We start from the raw sequence: 16626 nt of genomic DNA on the forward strand, positions 1-16626 counted from the left end.
CCGCGCCTGCCGCTGGTGCTTGTGCCGACAACCGGCTCGGAGGTCACGCCCGTTTCCATCATCACGGTAGGCGATGAGGAAAAGCGTGGCGTCTCCTCTCCCTTGATCCTGCCCGATCTGGCAATTCTCGATCCGGGGATCACGATCGGCCTGCCGCCGGCAATCACCGCCGCCACCGGTGTCGACGCCATGGTCCATGCGATCGAGGCCTATGCGTCGAAATCGGCCAACAACAATCCGGTCTCACGGGTGCTGGCCCGGGAAGCGCTGCGGCTTCTCGGGGCCAATATCGAAACGGCGGTGTTCGACGGAAGGAATGTTGCCGCGCGTGGGGCCATGCTGCTTGGCTCCATGCTTGCCGGCCAGGCCTTCGCCAATTCGCCTGTCGCGGCCGTCCATGCGCTCGCCTATCCGATCGGAGGCACGTTCCATGTGCCGCATGGCCTGTCGAACGCGCTCGTGCTGCCGCATGTGCTGCGCTTCAACGCGCCCTGTGCCGCGCAACTGTATGCGGAGATCGCGGCGGATGCCTTCCCGCATCTGGCGAGCGAGGAAGGCACGCAGGCACGCTGTGCAGCCTTTATCGAGGAATTGGCCGGACTTTCAAAGAAGCTCGGCATGCAGACTCGGTTGCGCGAGGTGAATATTGGCGAGGAGCATCTGGCCAAGATGGCGGCCGATGCGATGAAGCAGACGCGCCTGCTGGTCAACAATCCGCGCGAAGTGTCGGAAGCCGATGCGCTGGCGATCTACCGGGCGGCATGGTGAGCAGCAATGCCTGAACGCCCCGCACCCTCCTCGCGCGGCGACTATCGCGCCTTCCGCACCATCACCACGCGCTGGATGGACAATGACATCTACGGCCACATGAACAATGTGGTGCATTATTCGCTCTTCGACACGGCCGTGAATGGCTGGCTCATCGAGCAAGGGGCGCTCGATATCCATCGCGGCGGCCAGGTCGGACTGGTGGTCGAGACCGGCTGCCGCTATTTCGCCGAAATCGCCTTCCCCGATATTGTTACCGCCGGCCTGAAGGTTGCAAGACTTGGCACGTCGTCGGTTCGCTACGAGGTCGGGCTCTTCCGCAACGACGAATCGCAGGCAGCCGCCGAGGGTTTTTTCGTGCATGTATATGTCGACCGTGAAAGCCGCAGGCCAATGCCGCTGAACGAGCGGCTTCGAGCTGCACTGGAAGGGATCACCCCATGAGCGAAGACCGGCTGACGAAGCTGGAAATCCTCGCCGCCGAACAGGAAAAGACGATCGAGGAGCTTTCCGACCAGATCGCCGAGCAATGGAAGGTGATCGAGCGGATGCAGAAGGCGCTGGAAGCGCTCGGCGAACGTTTCGTGGCCCTGGAAGAGAGGTCGGCGCCGGAAATTCCGGTGACCAAGCCGCCGCACTACTGATCCGGTTTCCGCGATCCAGAGCCGTTCATCTTCAAATGGAATCGCTTGAAGATGAATGGCGGACGAGCAGTCAAAAGAAAACCCCGCGACGTCTCCGTCGCGGGGCCGATGATCATCGAGGGTCCGGGACGACTATTCGTCGCCTTCCTTGGCCCCCTGCTTCTTGAGCGCGGCGCCAAGAATGTCGCCCAGCGAGGCACCGGAGTCGGTCGAGCCGTACTGAGCCACGGCTTCCTTCTCTTCAGCGATTTCCAGCGCCTTGATCGAGACGGTGAGACGGCGTGTCTTCTTGTCGAACTGGGTGACGCGCGCATCGACCTTCTGGCCAACGGCGAAGCGTTCCGGACGCTGCTCGTCACGATCGCGCGACAGGTCCGAGCGCTTGATGAAAGTCTCGATATCGTGATCCACAAGCCGCACGTCGAGGCCGCCATCCTTGACGCCGATGACCTCGCAGGTGACGACCGCACCCTTGCGCAGTTCGCCGGAGGCGGCGGCATCACCGATGGCGTCACGGCCGAGCTGCTTGATGCCCAGCGAGATGCGCTCCTTCTCGACATCGACGTCGAGAACCTGCGCCTTCACCATGTCACCGCGGTTGTACTCCTCGATCACCTGCTCGCCCGGACGGGTCCAGTCGAGATCAGAGAGGTGGACCATGCCGTCCACATCGCCGTCAAGTCCGATGAACAGACCGAATTCGGTCTTGTTCTTGACCTCGCCCTCGACGACCGAGCCGACCGGATGGTTGCGGGCGAAAGCCTCCCACGGATTCTCCAGCGTCTGCTTGAGGCCGAGCGAGATGCGGCGCTTGACCGGATCGACCTCGAGCACGACCACCTCGACTTCCTGGGTGGTCGAGAGGATCTTGCCCGGATGGACGTTCTTCTTGGTCCAGGACATCTCGGACACGTGGATAAGGCCCTCGATCCCCGGCTCCAGCTCCACGAAGGCGCCGTAGTCGGTGATGTTGGTGACCGTGCCATTCACCTTCTTGCCCAGCGGATACTTGCCGCCGATGCCTTCCCACGGGTCGGCCTCGAGCTGCTTCATGCCAAGCGAGATGCGGTGGGTTTCCTGGTTGATGCGGATGATCTGCACCTTCACCGTCTGGCCGATATTGAGAATCTCGGTCGGATGGTTGACGCGGCGCCATGCCATGTCGGTGACATGCAGGAGGCCGTCGATGCCGCCGAGATCGACGAACGCGCCGTAGTCGGTGATGTTCTTGACCACGCCCTCGACCACCTGACCCTCTTCGAGGTTCTGGACGATCTCGGAACGCTGCTCGGCCCGGCTCTCCTCGAGCACGGTACGGCGCGAAACGACGATATTGCCGCGGCGCTTATCCATCTTGAGGATTTCAAACGGCTGCGGCGTATGCATGAGCGGGCTGACGTCGCGGATCGGCCGGATATCGACCTGGCTGCGCGGCAGGAAGGCCACGGCGCCGTCGAGGTCGACGGTGAAGCCGCCCTTGACCTGATTGAAGATGACGCCTTCGACGCGCTCGCCCTTGCTGAACTTCTCTTCGAGCTTGACCCAGCTCTCCTCGCGCCGCGCCTTCTCACGCGACAGCATGGCCTCGCCGAGAGCGTTCTCGATGCGCTCGACATAGACTTCGACTGTATCGCCAGGCTTCAGGTCCTTGGCGCTGGCCCCGAATTCCTTCAGAGCGACACGCCCTTCGACCTTGAGGCCGACATCGACGATCGCCATGTCCTTTTCGATGGCGGTGACGGTACCCTTAACGACGCTGCCTTCGACGGCCTCGCTGGCCGAAAAGGATTCTTCGAGAAGGCTCGCGAAATCCTCGCGAGACGGATTTGATTTCGACATTTATGCTCCTGGAAAGCCCCACACTGCAGGGGCGGCGCCGGTGGTTCGTGTTGCGTCTGGTCTGCCTTCATCCGAGCTTGTGGCTCTTGTGCCGCCAAGCGGCAGTTCCGGCGCATGAAGATGCTGGCAGACCGGCTCGTCGGATTGGAAATCAAAAGGCGGCCAGCCGTCCTCAAAGGGAAAGGCAAGCGCCGCCGCTTTCAACCCTGCTCCTCGCGGCTATTTCTTTTCGGCCAGTGACTGGTCGATCAAGGCTTTCGCCGCCAGAAACGCCGCTTCTATATCCATTTCGCTGGTATCAAGCAAGTACGCGTCTTCCGCCGGCTTCAAGGGCGAGTCCGCACGGCTCATGTCGCGCGCGTCCCGGCGCTGGATATCGGCGAGGATTTCCTCGTAGGTTGCGCTGCCGCCGCCATCGGCAATCTCACGAAAGCGACGCGCGGCACGCACCTCAGCGCTGGCGGTGACATAGAGCTTTACCGCAGCATCCGGGCAGACGACCGTACCGATGTCGCGGCCGTCGAGGACCGCACCCGGCGGCGTTTGCGCGAAAGCGCGCTGCTTTTCGACCAGCGTCTGCCGCACCGTTGGCATCACAGCCACGCGCGAAGCTGCCTCGCCAATGCCGTGGGCCGACAGTGCGCGACGGTCCAACGCGGCAACATCGACATTCCGGGCTGCGCCCGCTGCAAGCTGTTCGTCGTCAAGAGGAAGGTCTTCGGCCAGCAAAGCCCTGGCAACTGCGCGATAGGTGAGGCCGGTATCGAGGTGATTCAGTCCGTAATGGGCGGCCAGCCGGCGTGCCAGCGTGCCCTTGCCGGAAGCAGCCGGCCCGTCGATCGCGATGATTAGCGGATCTGGCATCCTTCACACCGATCTCGTAATTCCGCCGTCGATGCGGATGTTCTGGCCGGTAATGTAGCCCGACCTGTCCGAGGCGAGAAACGAAATGAGCTCGGCGACCTCCTCCGATGTTCCGTAGCGCCGCATGGGAATGCGGCTGCGGCGCTCTTCCTTCTCGGGCAAGCTGTCGATGAAGCCGGGCAGGACATTGTTCATGCGCACATTGTCGGCGGCATACTTGTCCGCGAAAAGCTTCGTGAAAGCGGCAAGCCCCGAGCGGAAGACGCCCGACGTCGGAAAGGTGTCCTCGGGCTCGAACGCCGCATAGGTGGAGATATTGACGATGGAACCCGATTTCTGCGCCTGCATGAGCGGTGTGACAAGACGCGCTATGCGAATGACATTGAGGAGATAGAACTCCATGCCCAGTTGCCAGTCTGCGTCGGAAATCTCAAGGATCGCGCCTTTCGGGCCATGCCCGGCACTGTTGACGACGGCATCCACGCGACCATACCGGTCGAGCACGGCTTTCGTGAAACGCTCCAGATCTTCCACCGAACGGTTGGAACCCGTGAAACCGAGGCCACCCAGTTCCTTTCCCAGTGCCTCTCCCTTGCCGGAGGAGGACAGGACTGCGACGGAATAGCCGTCGGATGCGAGCTTGCGCGCCGCCGCAGCACCCATGCCGCTGCCGCCGCCGATGATCATGGCCACTTTGGTTTCCGCCATTTCCCGTCTCCTGGTCTGCCTTTATTCGATCGCGGCGCCGAGGCCGCCCATGAGATCCATGAATTCCGGAAAGCTCGTCGCGATCATGGTCCGATCGTCGATGCTCACGGGCTTCTCCGTCGCCAGCCCCATGACGAGAAAGCTCATGGCTATGCGGTGATCGAGATGGGTCTCGACCGTTCCTCCGCCGATCCCCCTGCCGCCTGGCCGGCCATGCACCACCAGCGAAGCCGCGCCTTCTTCGCATTCGACCGCATTGGCCTTCAGCCCGTTTGCGACGGCAGACAGCCGGTCGGATTCCTTGACACGAAGTTCTTCCAGCCCCTCCATCACCGTGCGCCCTTCGGCGAAAGCGGCGGCCACAGCCAGGACCGGATACTCGTCGATCATGAACGGGGCACGGTCCGCCGGCACGGTCACCCCCTTCAGCTCTGATCCACGCACGTGCAGGTCGGCCACTTCCTCGCCGCCGGCCAAACGCCTGTTGATGATCTCCATGTCGGCATTCATGTCGAGAAGGGTCGTGATCAGGCCCGTCCTGGTGGGGTTCATCAGAACATTCTCGACCACGATATCCGAACCCGGCACGATCAGGCCCGCGACGATCGGAAAGGCAGCGGAGGACGGATCCCCCGGAATATCGATCACCTGCCCGGCCAGCCTGCCGCGGCCCTCGATGCGGATATGCCGGGCCTTTTCCCTGTCCGTCACTATCTCGATATTCGCTCCGAAACCCGCCAGCATCTTTTCCGTATGGTCGCGCGTCATGACAGGCTCGACGACAGTCGTCACCCCCGCCGCGTTCAGGCCCGCCAGCAGCACGGCCGACTTCACCTGTGCCGAGGGCATCGGCACCCGGTAGGTGATCGGCGCGGCATGCTTGGGGCCCCTAAGCACTATCGGCAGGCGATCACCGGGGGCCGATTCCAGGACTTGCACACCCATCTGCCGCAGCGGATCCAGGACACGTCCCATGGGCCGCTTGGAAAGCGACGGATCGCCAACGAACCTCGTCGCCATGTCATAAGTGCCGACCAGTCCCATCGTCAGGCGCGCGCCGGTACCGGCATTGCCGAAATCGAGCGCGCCGTCCGGCTCGAGCAGGCATCCGTTGCTCGTGCCCTGAATGATCCATTCGCGGTCGTTTCTGACGATCCGTGCGCCCATTGCCTTCATCGCTTCGCCAGTGCGCAAGACGTCCTCGCCTTCGAGGAGCCCGGTCACGCGGGTTTCACCCGAAGCCAGGCCGCCAAACATCAGGGCGCGGTGAGAGATCGACTTGTCGCCTGGCACCCGCACCGTTCCCGAAAGTTCGGCGGATTTTCGGGCGGTTGCTGGCCGCATGTTTTCTTGAAGGCTCATGGAATCCTCGGGCAGCGGCATTTGCCGGACAATAGCGGCGGCTTCCTAGCACGGCGCATGGGGCTGGTCATCCCCTTGCCGCAACCCTTTCCGGCGCGCGCCAAACGCCTTTGCACTTCAAGTTTCAATAGGCTTTGACAGCGCCGCCCGTTGTGGTTATGGGGACGAAAATTCCAGGACAAGAAAGCTTCCCGATCCCGGCTTGATGACGGTTCGGGAGCCGGCGAAGCCGGCTTTAAGAGACCATGAGGCAGCAAGGTGGCCAAACCCGAACTCGGTACGAAACGCATTTGCCCGGAAACGGGCCGGAAGTTCTACGATCTGAACAAGGATCCGATCGTGTCGCCCTATACGGGCCAATCCTATCCTCGCAGCTATTTCGATGCCGGCAATGAAGGCGCCATCGACAATGAAGAGGATGTCGAGGATCGCGAGACCGACGACGAGGATGAGGACACGGAAATCATCTCTCTCGAGGATGCGGACGACGAAGCCAAGGGAGACGAACAGACCCTGCCGGATCTGGATGACGATGACGTCGATCTCGGCGATGACGATGACGACACCTTCCTCGAAGATGACGAGGAGGATGAAGACGACGATGTGAAGGACATCATCGGCGGCGTCGACGAGGACGACGAACACTGATGCTCGCGGTCTTGCATGCGGCATAAGAAAATTTGGCGCATGCAAGGTCTTGATCTTCGATGCGGGCGGGTCTAGAAGCCGCCAGCATCATGGCGCGGCGATGTTCCGCGCACGACCTCTTCGCCGCAAGGCGATGGCCCAGACAGGGCCAGGTGTGGGGCCATAGCTCAGTTGGGAGAGCGCTTGAATGGCATTCAAGAGGTCAGGGGTTCGACTCCCCTTGGCTCCACCATTTCCTTCCGATTTCAGGATTCCTGAACACGCCACGCGCCTCCGACAGAACAGGCGGTCGGCAGCTTTTTGACGCCGCAATCGCGGCCGATCACATACATTACAAGATCGTAATATAGCTGCCGAATTCTTGCCTCATTCCGAAATTTTCTGTGAGCCGTTGCCTGCCCGAGATGCCGGCAAATTCCACACAGAGCTTCATCATCGGAGGACATGATGAAATTCGCGCATGCGTTTCCCGCCTCGCTTGCTTTAGCCGCATTGCTCACGATGGGTCCTGCGACCGGTTTCGTCGGCCCGGGTCCGGCCCATGCGCAGGAACCGCCTTCCGCATCGGATTCGGGTCCGCCTAAAGGCCTCTGGCTGACGACCCCCTATCCGATGCTGTCCGCCCAGGCGGGCGAAGAGGTCTCGATCGATCTCAGCCTCACCAATGAAGGTCTGCCGCCGCAGCGCGTAACCATCGGCATCGACGGGCTGCCGGAGGGCTGGACATATGAAGTAACCGGCGGCGGCCGCCAGATCGGCGCGGCCATGGCCTCGCCTGATTCGACACGGGACATGACCTTGAAGATCACGCCGCTGGCCGATGCCGAAAAGCGGGTGTACGAATTCGAGGTCACGGCGACGGGCGGCTCGCAGGATATCGTTCTGCCCATCGCAGTGACCCTTACGGAGACCCAACCGGCACAGCTTACTCTTGAGCCTGAACTGCCGGCCCTGCGCGGCACGGTCCGCTCCACCTTCGACTTCCAGGTGGAGATCAAGAATGACGGCCAAGAAGACACCGTCGTCAATCTACTTGCCGAAGCGCCCTCCGGCTTCGAGGTGACGTTCAAGGAGCGGTATGGAAGCAACGAGCTGACCAGCCTGCCGCTCAAGGCCGGGGAATCGAAAAACCTCTCCGTCGGCGTGAAGCCGCCTGAAAGCATGAAGGCCGGCCAGTATCCGGTGCAGATCGCCGCCTCGGGAGACGGTGCGACGGCGCAGTCCCAACTGGTGCTCGACATCACCGGCCGGCCCGAACTCGCTCTGGCCGGACCCGGCGGGCGCCTGTCCGGCAATGCGGTCGCGGGACAAGAGCGCAGCTTCACCTTCACGATCGAGAATCGCGGCACGGCCCCGGCAAAACAGGTCGAGTTCTCGTCGAGCCCGCCTTCGGGATGGGAGGTCGCCTTCGAGCCCGAGCAGATCGAAGAGCTTCCATCCGGCGAGACAGCGGAAGTGAAGGTCAAGATGACCCCGTCGGAGAAGGCGATAGCCGGCGACTACGTGGTTTCGCTGCGCGCCAATGGCGATGGCGCATCCGACAATGCGAGCTTCCGCGTGACGGTCGAGACGTCGACGGTCTGGGGAGTTGCCGGTCTTGGCGTCATCGCGGCCGCGGTGGCTGTGCTTGGCTTCGCCATATCACGGTATGGCCGGCGATGAGCGTGGTTATAGAGACGAAAGGCCTCGTCAAGCGCTACCGCGGGCATGTCGCGGTGAACGGGGTCGATCTCACGATCGAGAGGGGCGAGGTATTCGGCCTTCTCGGCCCGAACGGATCCGGCAAGACGACCACCATCCTGCTTTTGCTGGGCCTGACAGAGCCCAGCGGGGGCACGGTGAGCGTTCTCGGGCTGAACCCGTTGCGCGACCCGCTTTCCGTCAAGCAGCGCGTCGCCTTCCTGCCCGATCAGGTCGGTTTCTATGACCAGCTTACGGCACGTGAGAATCTGGTCTACACTGCGCGGCTTGCCGGCATCGAATCCGGCATGGCCCATCGCCGCATCGATGAATCCCTGGCCAGGGTGCGGCTGGAAGCGGTCGCGGACCGCCGCGTCGGCACGTTCTCGCGCGGCATGCGCCAGCGGCTCGGCATTGCCGAGATCATCCTGAAGCAGCCGGAAATCGCCATTCTCGACGAGCCCACTTCAGGCCTCGATCCGCAATCCACTCACGAGCTCCTGACGCTCATCGGCGATCTCGCGCGCGGCGGGATGACGATCGTCCTGTCTTCTCATCTGCTCGATATGGTGCAGTCGATCTGCAATCGCGTCGCCTTGTTCAACCGCGGAAAGATCGGGCTTTGTGGGCCGGTCGAGACGCTCATGGGCGACGTGATGGGCGGCACGCATACGGTCGAGGTCGATGCCGCCGGAATTGATCTGAAGGAGATACTTGCCGGCAAGCCGCATGTGATGCGGGTGCGCCAGGACCGGCAGAACAACTGGCGGGTCGACACCGATGCCGATGTGAGGCCCGAAATCGCGCGTCACATCATAGCTGCGGGCGGGGAGCTGCGCAGAATGTCGATCCGCCAGACCAGCCTCGACGATGTCTATGTCCGGTATTTCGAGGAGGCGGCAAATGTTCAGGCAGCGTGAAGGGTCCCCATTCCGGGGCCTGGCAGTGGTGGCGCTCAAGGAGGCCGCCGATCACATGACGAGCATGCGCGTCCATCTCGTCATGCTGCTGATCCTCCTGACGGCGCTTGGCTCCGTTTACGCGGCCATAGGGCAGATCAAGGAGACGGTTGGCGAGGACGCATTCCTGTTCCTGCGGCTGTTTACGACGGCAAGGGAGCCTCTTCCGTCCTTTGTGGCGTTTCTCGGCTTTCTTCTTCCGCTGGTAGCCATCGCCCTCGGATTCGATTCGATCAACGGCGAGTATAACAGGCGGACCTTACCGCGTGTCCTGTCACAGCCGATCTATCGCGATGCCCTGCTGACGGGAAAATTCGTCGGCGGGCTGATCATCATCGGCATGTGCCTGCTCGTCCTGTGGCTGCTCATGACAGGTCTGGGCATATTACTGCTCGGCCTTCCCCCGAGCGGGGAGGAGGTGTTGCGCGGGATCGCCTATCTGTTTGCCGCATTCGCCTATGCCGGCGTGTGGCTCGCAGTGGCACTGCTGTTCTCGACATTGTTCAGGACACCGGCCACATCCGCACTTGCCACTTTGACGGTATGGCTCCTGATGACGGTCTTCTGGTCGATGCTTGCGCCGCTTCTCGCCGGTGTCCTGGCGCCGATCGATCCGCTCGATCCGATGACCGCAGTGCATCAGGTGGAAGTGCAGCAGGCGATCGCTCGCATCTCCCCGAACGTCCTCTATGGCGAGATGACCTTGGGGCTTCTCCATCCGGAAACGCGGACCTTCGGGCTGCTTTTCCCAAGCCAGGTGAGCCAGGCCTTGATGGGCGCGCCGCTGCCGGTCTCCCAAAGCCTTATGCTGATCTGGCCGCAACTGTCGTCGATGATCGCAGCCTTCCTGGTCCTGTTCACGATCGCCTATGTGTCGTTCCAGAGGCAGGAGATACGGCCGTAGGGGTATCACACCTTGGGGCAATGACAGGTCGGCCCGGCTTTTGGCCGGGCCGACTCGCGTTAATCGGATTCTCCGAATGAATTAGAGTTTGAGCGTCCGGTAATAAGCTGTATAGGTCGATGGCAGCGCTGCCAAATCTCTTTCGCCTGCCTGCAGGCCATTCGGAGTTGCCATGACCCGCGATACAAAATTCACCAATCTTCGTTCCCGCGCATGGTTCGATAATCCGTCCAATCCCGACATGACGGCACTCTATCTGGAGCGCTATCTGAACTATGGCTTGACCCAGGAGGAATTGCAGTCCGGCAAGCCGATCATAGGCATCGCCCAGACAGGATCCGATCTGTCGCCCTGCAATCGTCACCATCTCGAACTTGCCAAACGTGTTCGCGATGGCATCCGCGAGGCAGGTGGCATCGTCATCGAATTTCCGGTGCATCCGATTCAGGAAACGGGCAAGCGTCCAACCGCTTCGCTTGACCGCAACCTCGCCTATCTCGGACTGGTCGAGGTTCTTTACGGCTATCCGCTCGACGGCGTCGTGCTGACCATCGGCTGCGACAAGACCACGCCCGCCTGTCTCATGGCCGCGGCGACGGTCAATATTCCCGCGATCGCCCTGTCCGTGGGACCCATGCTCAATGGCTGGTTCCGTGGCGAGCGCACCGGCTCCGGAACGATCGTCTGGAAGGCGCGCGAACTGATGGCGGCAGGCGAGATCGACTATCCGGGCTTCGTCAAGCTGGTCGCCTCCTCCGCGCCGTCCACGGGCTATTGCAATACGATGGGCACGGCCACCACGATGAACTCCCTGGCCGAAGCCCTGGGCATGCAATTGCCGGGTTCGGCGGCCATACCCGCGCCATATCGTGACCGCCAGGAAATGGCCTATCTCACCGGAAAGCGCATCGTCGACATGGTGTTCGAGGACCTGAAACCGTCGGATATCCTGACCCGCGATGCCTTCATAAACGCCATCAGGGTCAATTCGGCGATCGGCGGCTCCACCAACGCGCCGATCCATTTGAACGCGCTTGCCCGGCATGTCGGTGTCGAGCTTACGATCGACGACTGGCAGACCTACGGGGAAGACATACCGCTTCTGGTCAATCTTCAGCCGGCTGGCGAATATCTCGGAGAAGACTACTATCGGGCCGGCGGCGTTCCCGCCGTGGTCAATCAGCTCATGCGCCAGGGCCTCATCGCCGAAGATGCGCTGACGGTCAACGGACGCTCGATCGGCGACAATTGCCGGGGTGCCGAAATTGTCGACGAAAAGGTTATTCGCCCGATCGACCAGCCGTTGAAGACCCATGCCGGCTTCCGGGTCCTGCGCGGCAACCTGTTCGACAGCGCGATCATGAAGCTGTCGGTGATCTCGCCGGAATTCCGCGAGCGCTATCTGTCGAATCCGGATGACCCGATGGCCTTCGAGGGGCGGGCGATCGTGTTCGACGGGCCGGAGGACTATCACGCCCGTATCGATGACCCGTCGCTGGAGATGGACGAAACCTCGATCCTTTTCATGCGCGGCGCCGGGCCGATCGGCTATCCCGGTGCAGCCGAGGTCGTGAACATGCGTGCGCCCGACTATCTCATCAAGCGCGGCATCACATCGCTTCCCTGCATCGGCGACGGGCGGCAATCGGGAACTTCCGGATCGCCGTCCATCCTCAACGCCTCCCCGGAAGCAGCGGCGGGCGGAGGGCTGGCGCTGCTGAAGACCGGAGACAGGGTTCGCATAGATCTCGGACGCGGCTCGGCCGACATACTGATCCCGGACGAGGAGCTGGAAGCCCGCCGGGCGGCGCTGGCGGAGGCGGGCGGCTATCATTACCCCGCCCATCAGACCCCATGGCAGGAGATCCAGCGCGGTATCGTCTCGCAGCTCGAGACCGGCATGGTGCTTGAGCCTGCTGTCGCCTATCGCCGGCTCGCTCAGGGCGGCGTGGACGGCAAGAGCGCGAAGGTGCCGCGCGACAATCACTGATGCAAGTGGTCTTGCCGTACAAGCGGCCGTCCGGAGCCTGATAACCATGATCGCAATCGGTGGAGCCTTCGGGGCCGCCTGACTGGAGGATGTTGATGAGGATATTGATACTCGGTGCTGCCGGCATGATCGGTCGCAAGCTGACAGATGCGCTGCTGGCGGAAGGCACCCTTTCCGGCCGCCGGATCGAGGCGATTGATGCCTTCGATGTGGTGGAGCCGGCATTCGCCGACGGGCGGGTTGCGGCAAGCGGGGGAGACATTTCAGATGCCGCGACGATCGACCGGCTCGTGGCGAAGCGCCCAGACATGATTTTCCACCTGGCTGCGATCGTTTCTGGCGAGGCAGAGGCGGATTTCGACAAGGGCTACTGCGTCAATCTCGACGGCACCCATCACCTTCTGGAGGCGATACGAAAGCAGGGCGATGATTACCACCCGCGTCTGGTCTTCACCTCCTCCATCGCCGTCTTCGGGGCGCCATTCGAAGAACCAATCACGGACACTTTTCTGCAAGCGCCTCTGACGAGCTACGGCGCGCAAAAGGCAATCGGGGAACTCCTCCTCGCCGACTATACGCGAAAGGGTTTTCTCGACGGCATCGGCATTCGCCTGCCGACCATCGTCGTGCGTCCCGGCAAGCCGAACAAGGCCGCCTCCGGCTTCTTTTCCGGCATTATCCGGGAACCCCTGAACGGCCAGGAGGCGATTCTTCCCGTAAGCGAAGATGTGCGCCATTGGGTGGCAAGCCCGGCGGCGGCCGTCGGTTTCCTTCTGCATGCCGCGACGATGAACACCGCCAAGCTCGGTCCTCGCCGTTCGCTCACCATGCCCGGCCTGTCGGTCACGGTCGGCGAAATGATCGAGGCCCTTCGCGACGTGGCCGGCGAGGAGGTTGCCCGTCTCATCCGTCGCGAACGCGATCCTGTCATCGAGACGATCGTCGCGGGATGGCCGCGGAACTTCTCCGCCGACCGGGCTCTGGAGGCCGGCTTCAGGGCGGATCCCGACTTCCACTCGATCATCCGCGCCCATATCGCCGACGAGGAGAAAAGGAGACAATCATGACCGCCCGTCCCCGCGTGGGCTTCATCGGCGTCGGGCTGATGGGGCACGGCATGGCAAAGAATATGGTGGAAGCGGGCTATCCGCTGACGGTTCTCGCCCACAGGAACCGCGAGCCCGTCGAGGACCTTAAGTCGCGGGGGGCCACAGAGGTAGACGATGTCGCGGCCCTCGCCGCCGCTTCCGACGCGATATTCCTGTGTCTGCCCGGCAGTCCCCAGGTCGAGGCTGTCGTCGGCGACATCCTTGCGGGCGAGTGCTCCGGCAAGACCATCGTTGACTGCTCTACGAGCAATCCGGTCTCCACCCGCGCGCTGGCCGCCGCATGCCGCAAAGCGGGAGTCACATTCATCGACGCGCCCTTGTCGAGAACGCCCAAGGAAGCCTGGGAAGGCACGCTTGACACGATGGTCGGCGCGACCGAGGACGACCTGGAACGCCTGCGCCCCTTGTTCGAATGCTGGGCGGGCAAGATTGTCCGTGTTGGCGATACAGGGGCCGGCCACACCATGAAGCTTCTCAACAATTTCGTCTCGCTGGGCTATGCGGCGATCTACGCGGAGGCACTGGCGATTGGCGCCCGCAACGGCATCAGTGCCGACACATTCCACGGCGTCATCCAGGGCGGCCGAATGGATTGCGGATTCTACCAGACCTTCATGAAATACGTGATCGAGCGGGATCGCGATGCTCACAAGTTCACGCTGCGCAACGCGCACAAGGACATGCGGTATCTCGTCTCGCTCGCCAATGAGAGCGGGATAGCCTCACATGTCTCGTCAAGCGTCAAGAACGGGTTCGCGACCGCGGAGGCGATCGGGCGCGGAGACGACTTCGTGCCTTTCCTCTCCGATATCGTGGCGGAGTTGAACGGAATTTCAAAAGCCGGCGAAACACCGTCCTGATCAGCAGGCAGGTCAATTGAGAGAGGCAGAAGCATGAACCGGATCGATCTCGAAGGGCGCGTTGCGGTCGTGACAGGCGGGGCCCGCGGCATAGGACTTGCTACCGTCGAGCGGATGCTGGCAAGCGGCGCGTCGGCAATCATATGGGACATGGACGGGACGGCGATAGATGAAGCAGTCGCCAGGCTCGGCCCCAAAGCCAGTGGCCGTGTGGTCGAACTCACCGACGAAAGAGCGGTGAACGAAGCGGCCAGGCAGGCTTTCGGCGAAGCCGGCAAAGTGGACATCCTGGTGAACAATGCCGGAATTACGGGCGGCAACGGAAAAACCTGGGAGCTGAGCCCGGAAATCTGGCGCAAGACGGTGGAGGTCAACCTGATCGCACCCTTCCTGACCTGTCGCGCAATGGTGCCGATGATGATGGAGAAGGGCTATGGGCGGATCATCAATATCGCCTCGATCGCGGGCAAGGAAGGCAACCCGAACGCTTCCCACTATTCGGCCTCAAAAGCCGGCCTGATCGGCCTCACCAAATCGCTGGGCAAGGAACTTGCCGGTTCCGGCATCCTCGTCAATTGCGTCACACCTGCCGCTGCGCGCACCGCCATCTTCGACCAGATGAGCCAGGAGCATATCGACTACATGCTCTCCAAGATACCGCTCGGCCGGTTCGTCGAACCAGCCGAAATCGCTGCCATGATCGCCTGGCTGGCCTCGGAGGATTGTTCCTTTTCGACGGGAGCCGTTTTCGACATTTCCGGCGGGCGGGCAGTCTACTGATGCCCTGAGCGCATCAGGTGGCAGCACGACGCCGCCATGCGCCCGCCAGAAGCAATATCCACAAGAGGATAAGGAAGATACCGAGAGCGGCGGCGATCGGCCGATCGAAGAAAGCGATGATCGATCCGTCGGTCTTGATCATGGTGGTGACGAAGTTCCGCTCGAGAATCGGGCCGATCACTATGCCGAGAATGCATGGCGCGATCGGAATGTCATTTTCTTCCATGAAGAAGCCGAGCACACCGAATACCAGCATCACGATGATCCCATAGGCCGTATTGTTGGAGGCAAATGCGCCGACAATGCAGAAGGCGAGAATGATGGGCATCAATACCGCGCGCGGGGCCTGAAGCAGACGCTTCGCCAGCTTGATCGCCATCCAGCCGAGCGGAACCATGAGCAGATTTGCAATTATGAACATGATGAAAACCGCATAGATGGTCTGCGGGTTGAACAGGAACAGGGTCGGGCCCGGATTCAGCCCCTTGACATAAAGCACTCCGATGACGATCGCGGTGATGGTGTCGCCGGGAATGCCGAACACCAGGGCAGGAACCCAGGCACTCGACAGGGAAGAATTGTTGGCCGACGTGCTTTCCACGATTCCTTCGAGATGGCCGGTGCCGAACTTCTCCGGAGTCCTGGACAGCTTCCGGCTGACTGCATAGCTCACATAGGCCGCCACATCGGCGCCGGCGCCAGGCAGAATACCGATCAAGGTACCCAGTACATTACCGCGAACCTGCTGGCGCCAATAGGTGACGACCATGCCGCCCCAATTGCGGAAGATGTTGCCCACCTGGCTCTGGACGCTGTCCCATGGCGGAGCGCCTGCGGCGATCGTCCGGAACACTTCCGAAACGGCAAACAGACCGATCATGGCCGGAATGAAATCAATGCCGGAAAGCATCTCGGTCGAACCGAAGGTGAAGCGGGGGACGCCGGCAGGGTTGTTGAGGCCAATGGTGGCCACGAACAGTCCGATGAGGAGGCTCACCGCCCCCTTCAGCGGTGATGAAGCGCCGATGAAGGCCGCGCAGGTTAGCCCGAGCAGCGCCATCCAGAAATATTCAGGCGAGGAGAATTTGAGGGCGATCTCGGCGAGCGCGGGAGCGGCGAAGATCAGGACTGCAGTCCCAAAAAGACCGCCGATCGCAGAGAACAGAACACATGCCCCCAACACTGTTTCCGCCTGACCCTTGCGCGTCATGGCATAGGCTTCGTCGGTATAGGCCGCAGAGGCAGGCGTTCCCGGCATGCGTAGCAGGGCGCTCGGAATGTCGCCGGCGAAGATCGCCATCGCCGCACAGGTGACCATGGCACCGACAGCGGGAATCGGATCCATGAAGAAGGTCAGCGGCACCAGAAGCGCCGTGGCCATGGTGGCCGTAAGCCCGGGAACAGCCCCAACCAGCAGCCCGAACAGCGCAGCTGAGACGAGCGTGAGAAAGACCTGCCAGTTGGCGACGAGTTCGAAGGCGGCGAGGATAGGGTTCATGATTTTTTCTCAG

At 62.0% G+C, this 16626-nt stretch carries 16 protein-coding genes and 1 tRNA gene; 12 read left to right on the forward strand and 5 right to left on the reverse strand.

Annotation, left to right across the window (positions count from 1 at the left end; all coding sequences use genetic code 11):
- The 3 genes from L598_RS15810 to L598_RS15820 form a co-directional block, all read left to right on the forward strand.
- A partial coding sequence (locus L598_RS15810) for an iron-containing alcohol dehydrogenase (protein WP_144864152.1) occupies window positions 1–768 on the forward strand: 768 nt, incomplete at its 5' end.
- A gap of 6 nt (window positions 769–774) precedes the next feature.
- A complete protein-coding gene (locus L598_RS15815; protein WP_144864056.1) occupies window positions 775–1212 on the forward strand; it encodes a thioesterase family protein in 438 nt (145 codons plus the stop codon).
- A complete protein-coding gene (locus L598_RS15820; RefSeq protein WP_144864057.1) occupies window positions 1209–1412 on the forward strand; it encodes a SlyX family protein in 204 nt (67 codons plus the stop codon). The genes L598_RS15815 and L598_RS15820 overlap by 4 nt, the downstream gene beginning before the upstream one ends.
- Window positions 1413–1544: 132 nt before the next feature.
- On the opposite strand, the gene rpsA is transcribed toward L598_RS15820, so the two are convergent.
- The 4 genes from rpsA to aroA form a co-directional block, all read right to left on the reverse strand.
- Window positions 1545–3251 (reverse strand): 30S ribosomal protein S1, encoded by a 1707-nt coding sequence (rpsA, locus tag L598_RS15825; RefSeq protein ID WP_144864059.1) that lies wholly within the window; start codon window positions 3249–3251, stop codon window positions 1545–1547.
- A 219-nt stretch (window positions 3252–3470) separates the two neighbouring features.
- Entirely contained in the window at window positions 3471–4115 is a 645-nt protein-coding gene (gene cmk, locus L598_RS15830) for a (d)CMP kinase (RefSeq protein ID WP_144864061.1), read from the reverse strand.
- Window positions 4116–4118: 3 nt separating this feature from the next.
- Window positions 4119–4823: an SDR family oxidoreductase gene (locus L598_RS15835; protein WP_144864063.1), complete on the reverse strand. Its 705-nt coding sequence runs from the start codon at window positions 4821–4823 to the stop codon at window positions 4119–4121.
- A 21-nt stretch (window positions 4824–4844) separates the two neighbouring features.
- Window positions 4845–6185 carry a 3-phosphoshikimate 1-carboxyvinyltransferase gene (aroA, locus tag L598_RS15840; RefSeq protein WP_144864065.1) on the reverse strand — a complete coding sequence of 447 codons (1341 nt, stop codon included), beginning with the start codon at window positions 6183–6185 and terminating at the stop codon, window positions 4845–4847.
- A gap of 258 nt (window positions 6186–6443) precedes the next feature.
- Between aroA and L598_RS15845 the strand changes: the two genes are divergently transcribed.
- The 9 genes from L598_RS15845 to L598_RS15885 all read left to right on the forward strand — a co-directional run bounded on the left by L598_RS15845 (window position 6444) and on the right by L598_RS15885 (window position 15115).
- Window positions 6444–6833, forward strand: a complete 390-nt coding sequence (locus L598_RS15845; protein WP_144864067.1) for a TIGR02300 family protein — start codon at window positions 6444–6446, stop codon at window positions 6831–6833.
- A gap of 156 nt (window positions 6834–6989) precedes the next feature.
- Window positions 6990–7065: transfer RNA gene (locus L598_RS15850), tRNA-Ala, on the forward strand.
- A 215-nt stretch (window positions 7066–7280) separates the two neighbouring features.
- Window positions 7281–8495, forward strand: coding sequence for an NEW3 domain-containing protein (locus L598_RS15855; protein WP_246658780.1), 1215 nt, complete (start codon window positions 7281–7283; stop codon window positions 8493–8495).
- On the forward strand, window positions 8492–9433 hold the full coding sequence (locus tag L598_RS15860) for an ABC transporter ATP-binding protein (RefSeq protein WP_144864071.1): 942 nt from the start codon (window positions 8492–8494) through the stop codon (window positions 9431–9433). The genes L598_RS15855 and L598_RS15860 overlap by 4 nt, the downstream gene beginning before the upstream one ends.
- Window positions 9417–10376 (forward strand): ABC transporter permease, encoded by a 960-nt coding sequence (locus tag L598_RS15865; RefSeq protein WP_144864073.1) that lies wholly within the window; start codon window positions 9417–9419, stop codon window positions 10374–10376. The genes L598_RS15860 and L598_RS15865 overlap by 17 nt, the downstream gene beginning before the upstream one ends.
- Before the next feature lie 172 nt (window positions 10377–10548).
- On the forward strand, window positions 10549–12366 hold the full coding sequence (locus L598_RS15870; RefSeq protein WP_144864075.1) for an IlvD/Edd family dehydratase: 1818 nt from the start codon (window positions 10549–10551) through the stop codon (window positions 12364–12366).
- A 95-nt stretch (window positions 12367–12461) separates the two neighbouring features.
- The gene (gene denD / locus L598_RS15875; RefSeq protein ID WP_144864077.1) at window positions 12462–13433 is read left to right on the forward strand and encodes a D-erythronate dehydrogenase; all 972 of its coding nucleotides are present in this window, start codon (window positions 12462–12464) and stop codon (window positions 13431–13433) included.
- Window positions 13430–14335 carry an NAD(P)-dependent oxidoreductase gene (locus L598_RS15880; protein WP_144864079.1) on the forward strand — a complete coding sequence of 302 codons (906 nt, stop codon included), beginning with the start codon at window positions 13430–13432 and terminating at the stop codon, window positions 14333–14335. Before denD ends, L598_RS15880 begins: the two co-directional genes overlap by 4 nt.
- Window positions 14336–14368: 33 nt before the next feature.
- Window positions 14369–15115 (forward strand): SDR family NAD(P)-dependent oxidoreductase, encoded by a 747-nt coding sequence (locus tag L598_RS15885; protein WP_144864081.1) that lies wholly within the window; start codon window positions 14369–14371, stop codon window positions 15113–15115.
- Window positions 15116–15128: 13 nt separating this feature from the next.
- Here the strand turns inward: L598_RS15885 and L598_RS15890 are convergent, their stop codons facing one another.
- On the reverse strand, window positions 15129–16613 hold the full coding sequence (locus tag L598_RS15890; RefSeq protein WP_144864083.1) for a tripartite tricarboxylate transporter permease: 1485 nt from the start codon (window positions 16611–16613) through the stop codon (window positions 15129–15131).
- Window positions 16614–16626 lie beyond the last annotated feature (13 nt).

This window comes from Mesorhizobium sp. J18, assembly GCF_007829525.1.
Taxonomy (GTDB): Bacteria; Pseudomonadota; Alphaproteobacteria; order Rhizobiales; family Rhizobiaceae; genus VLJP01.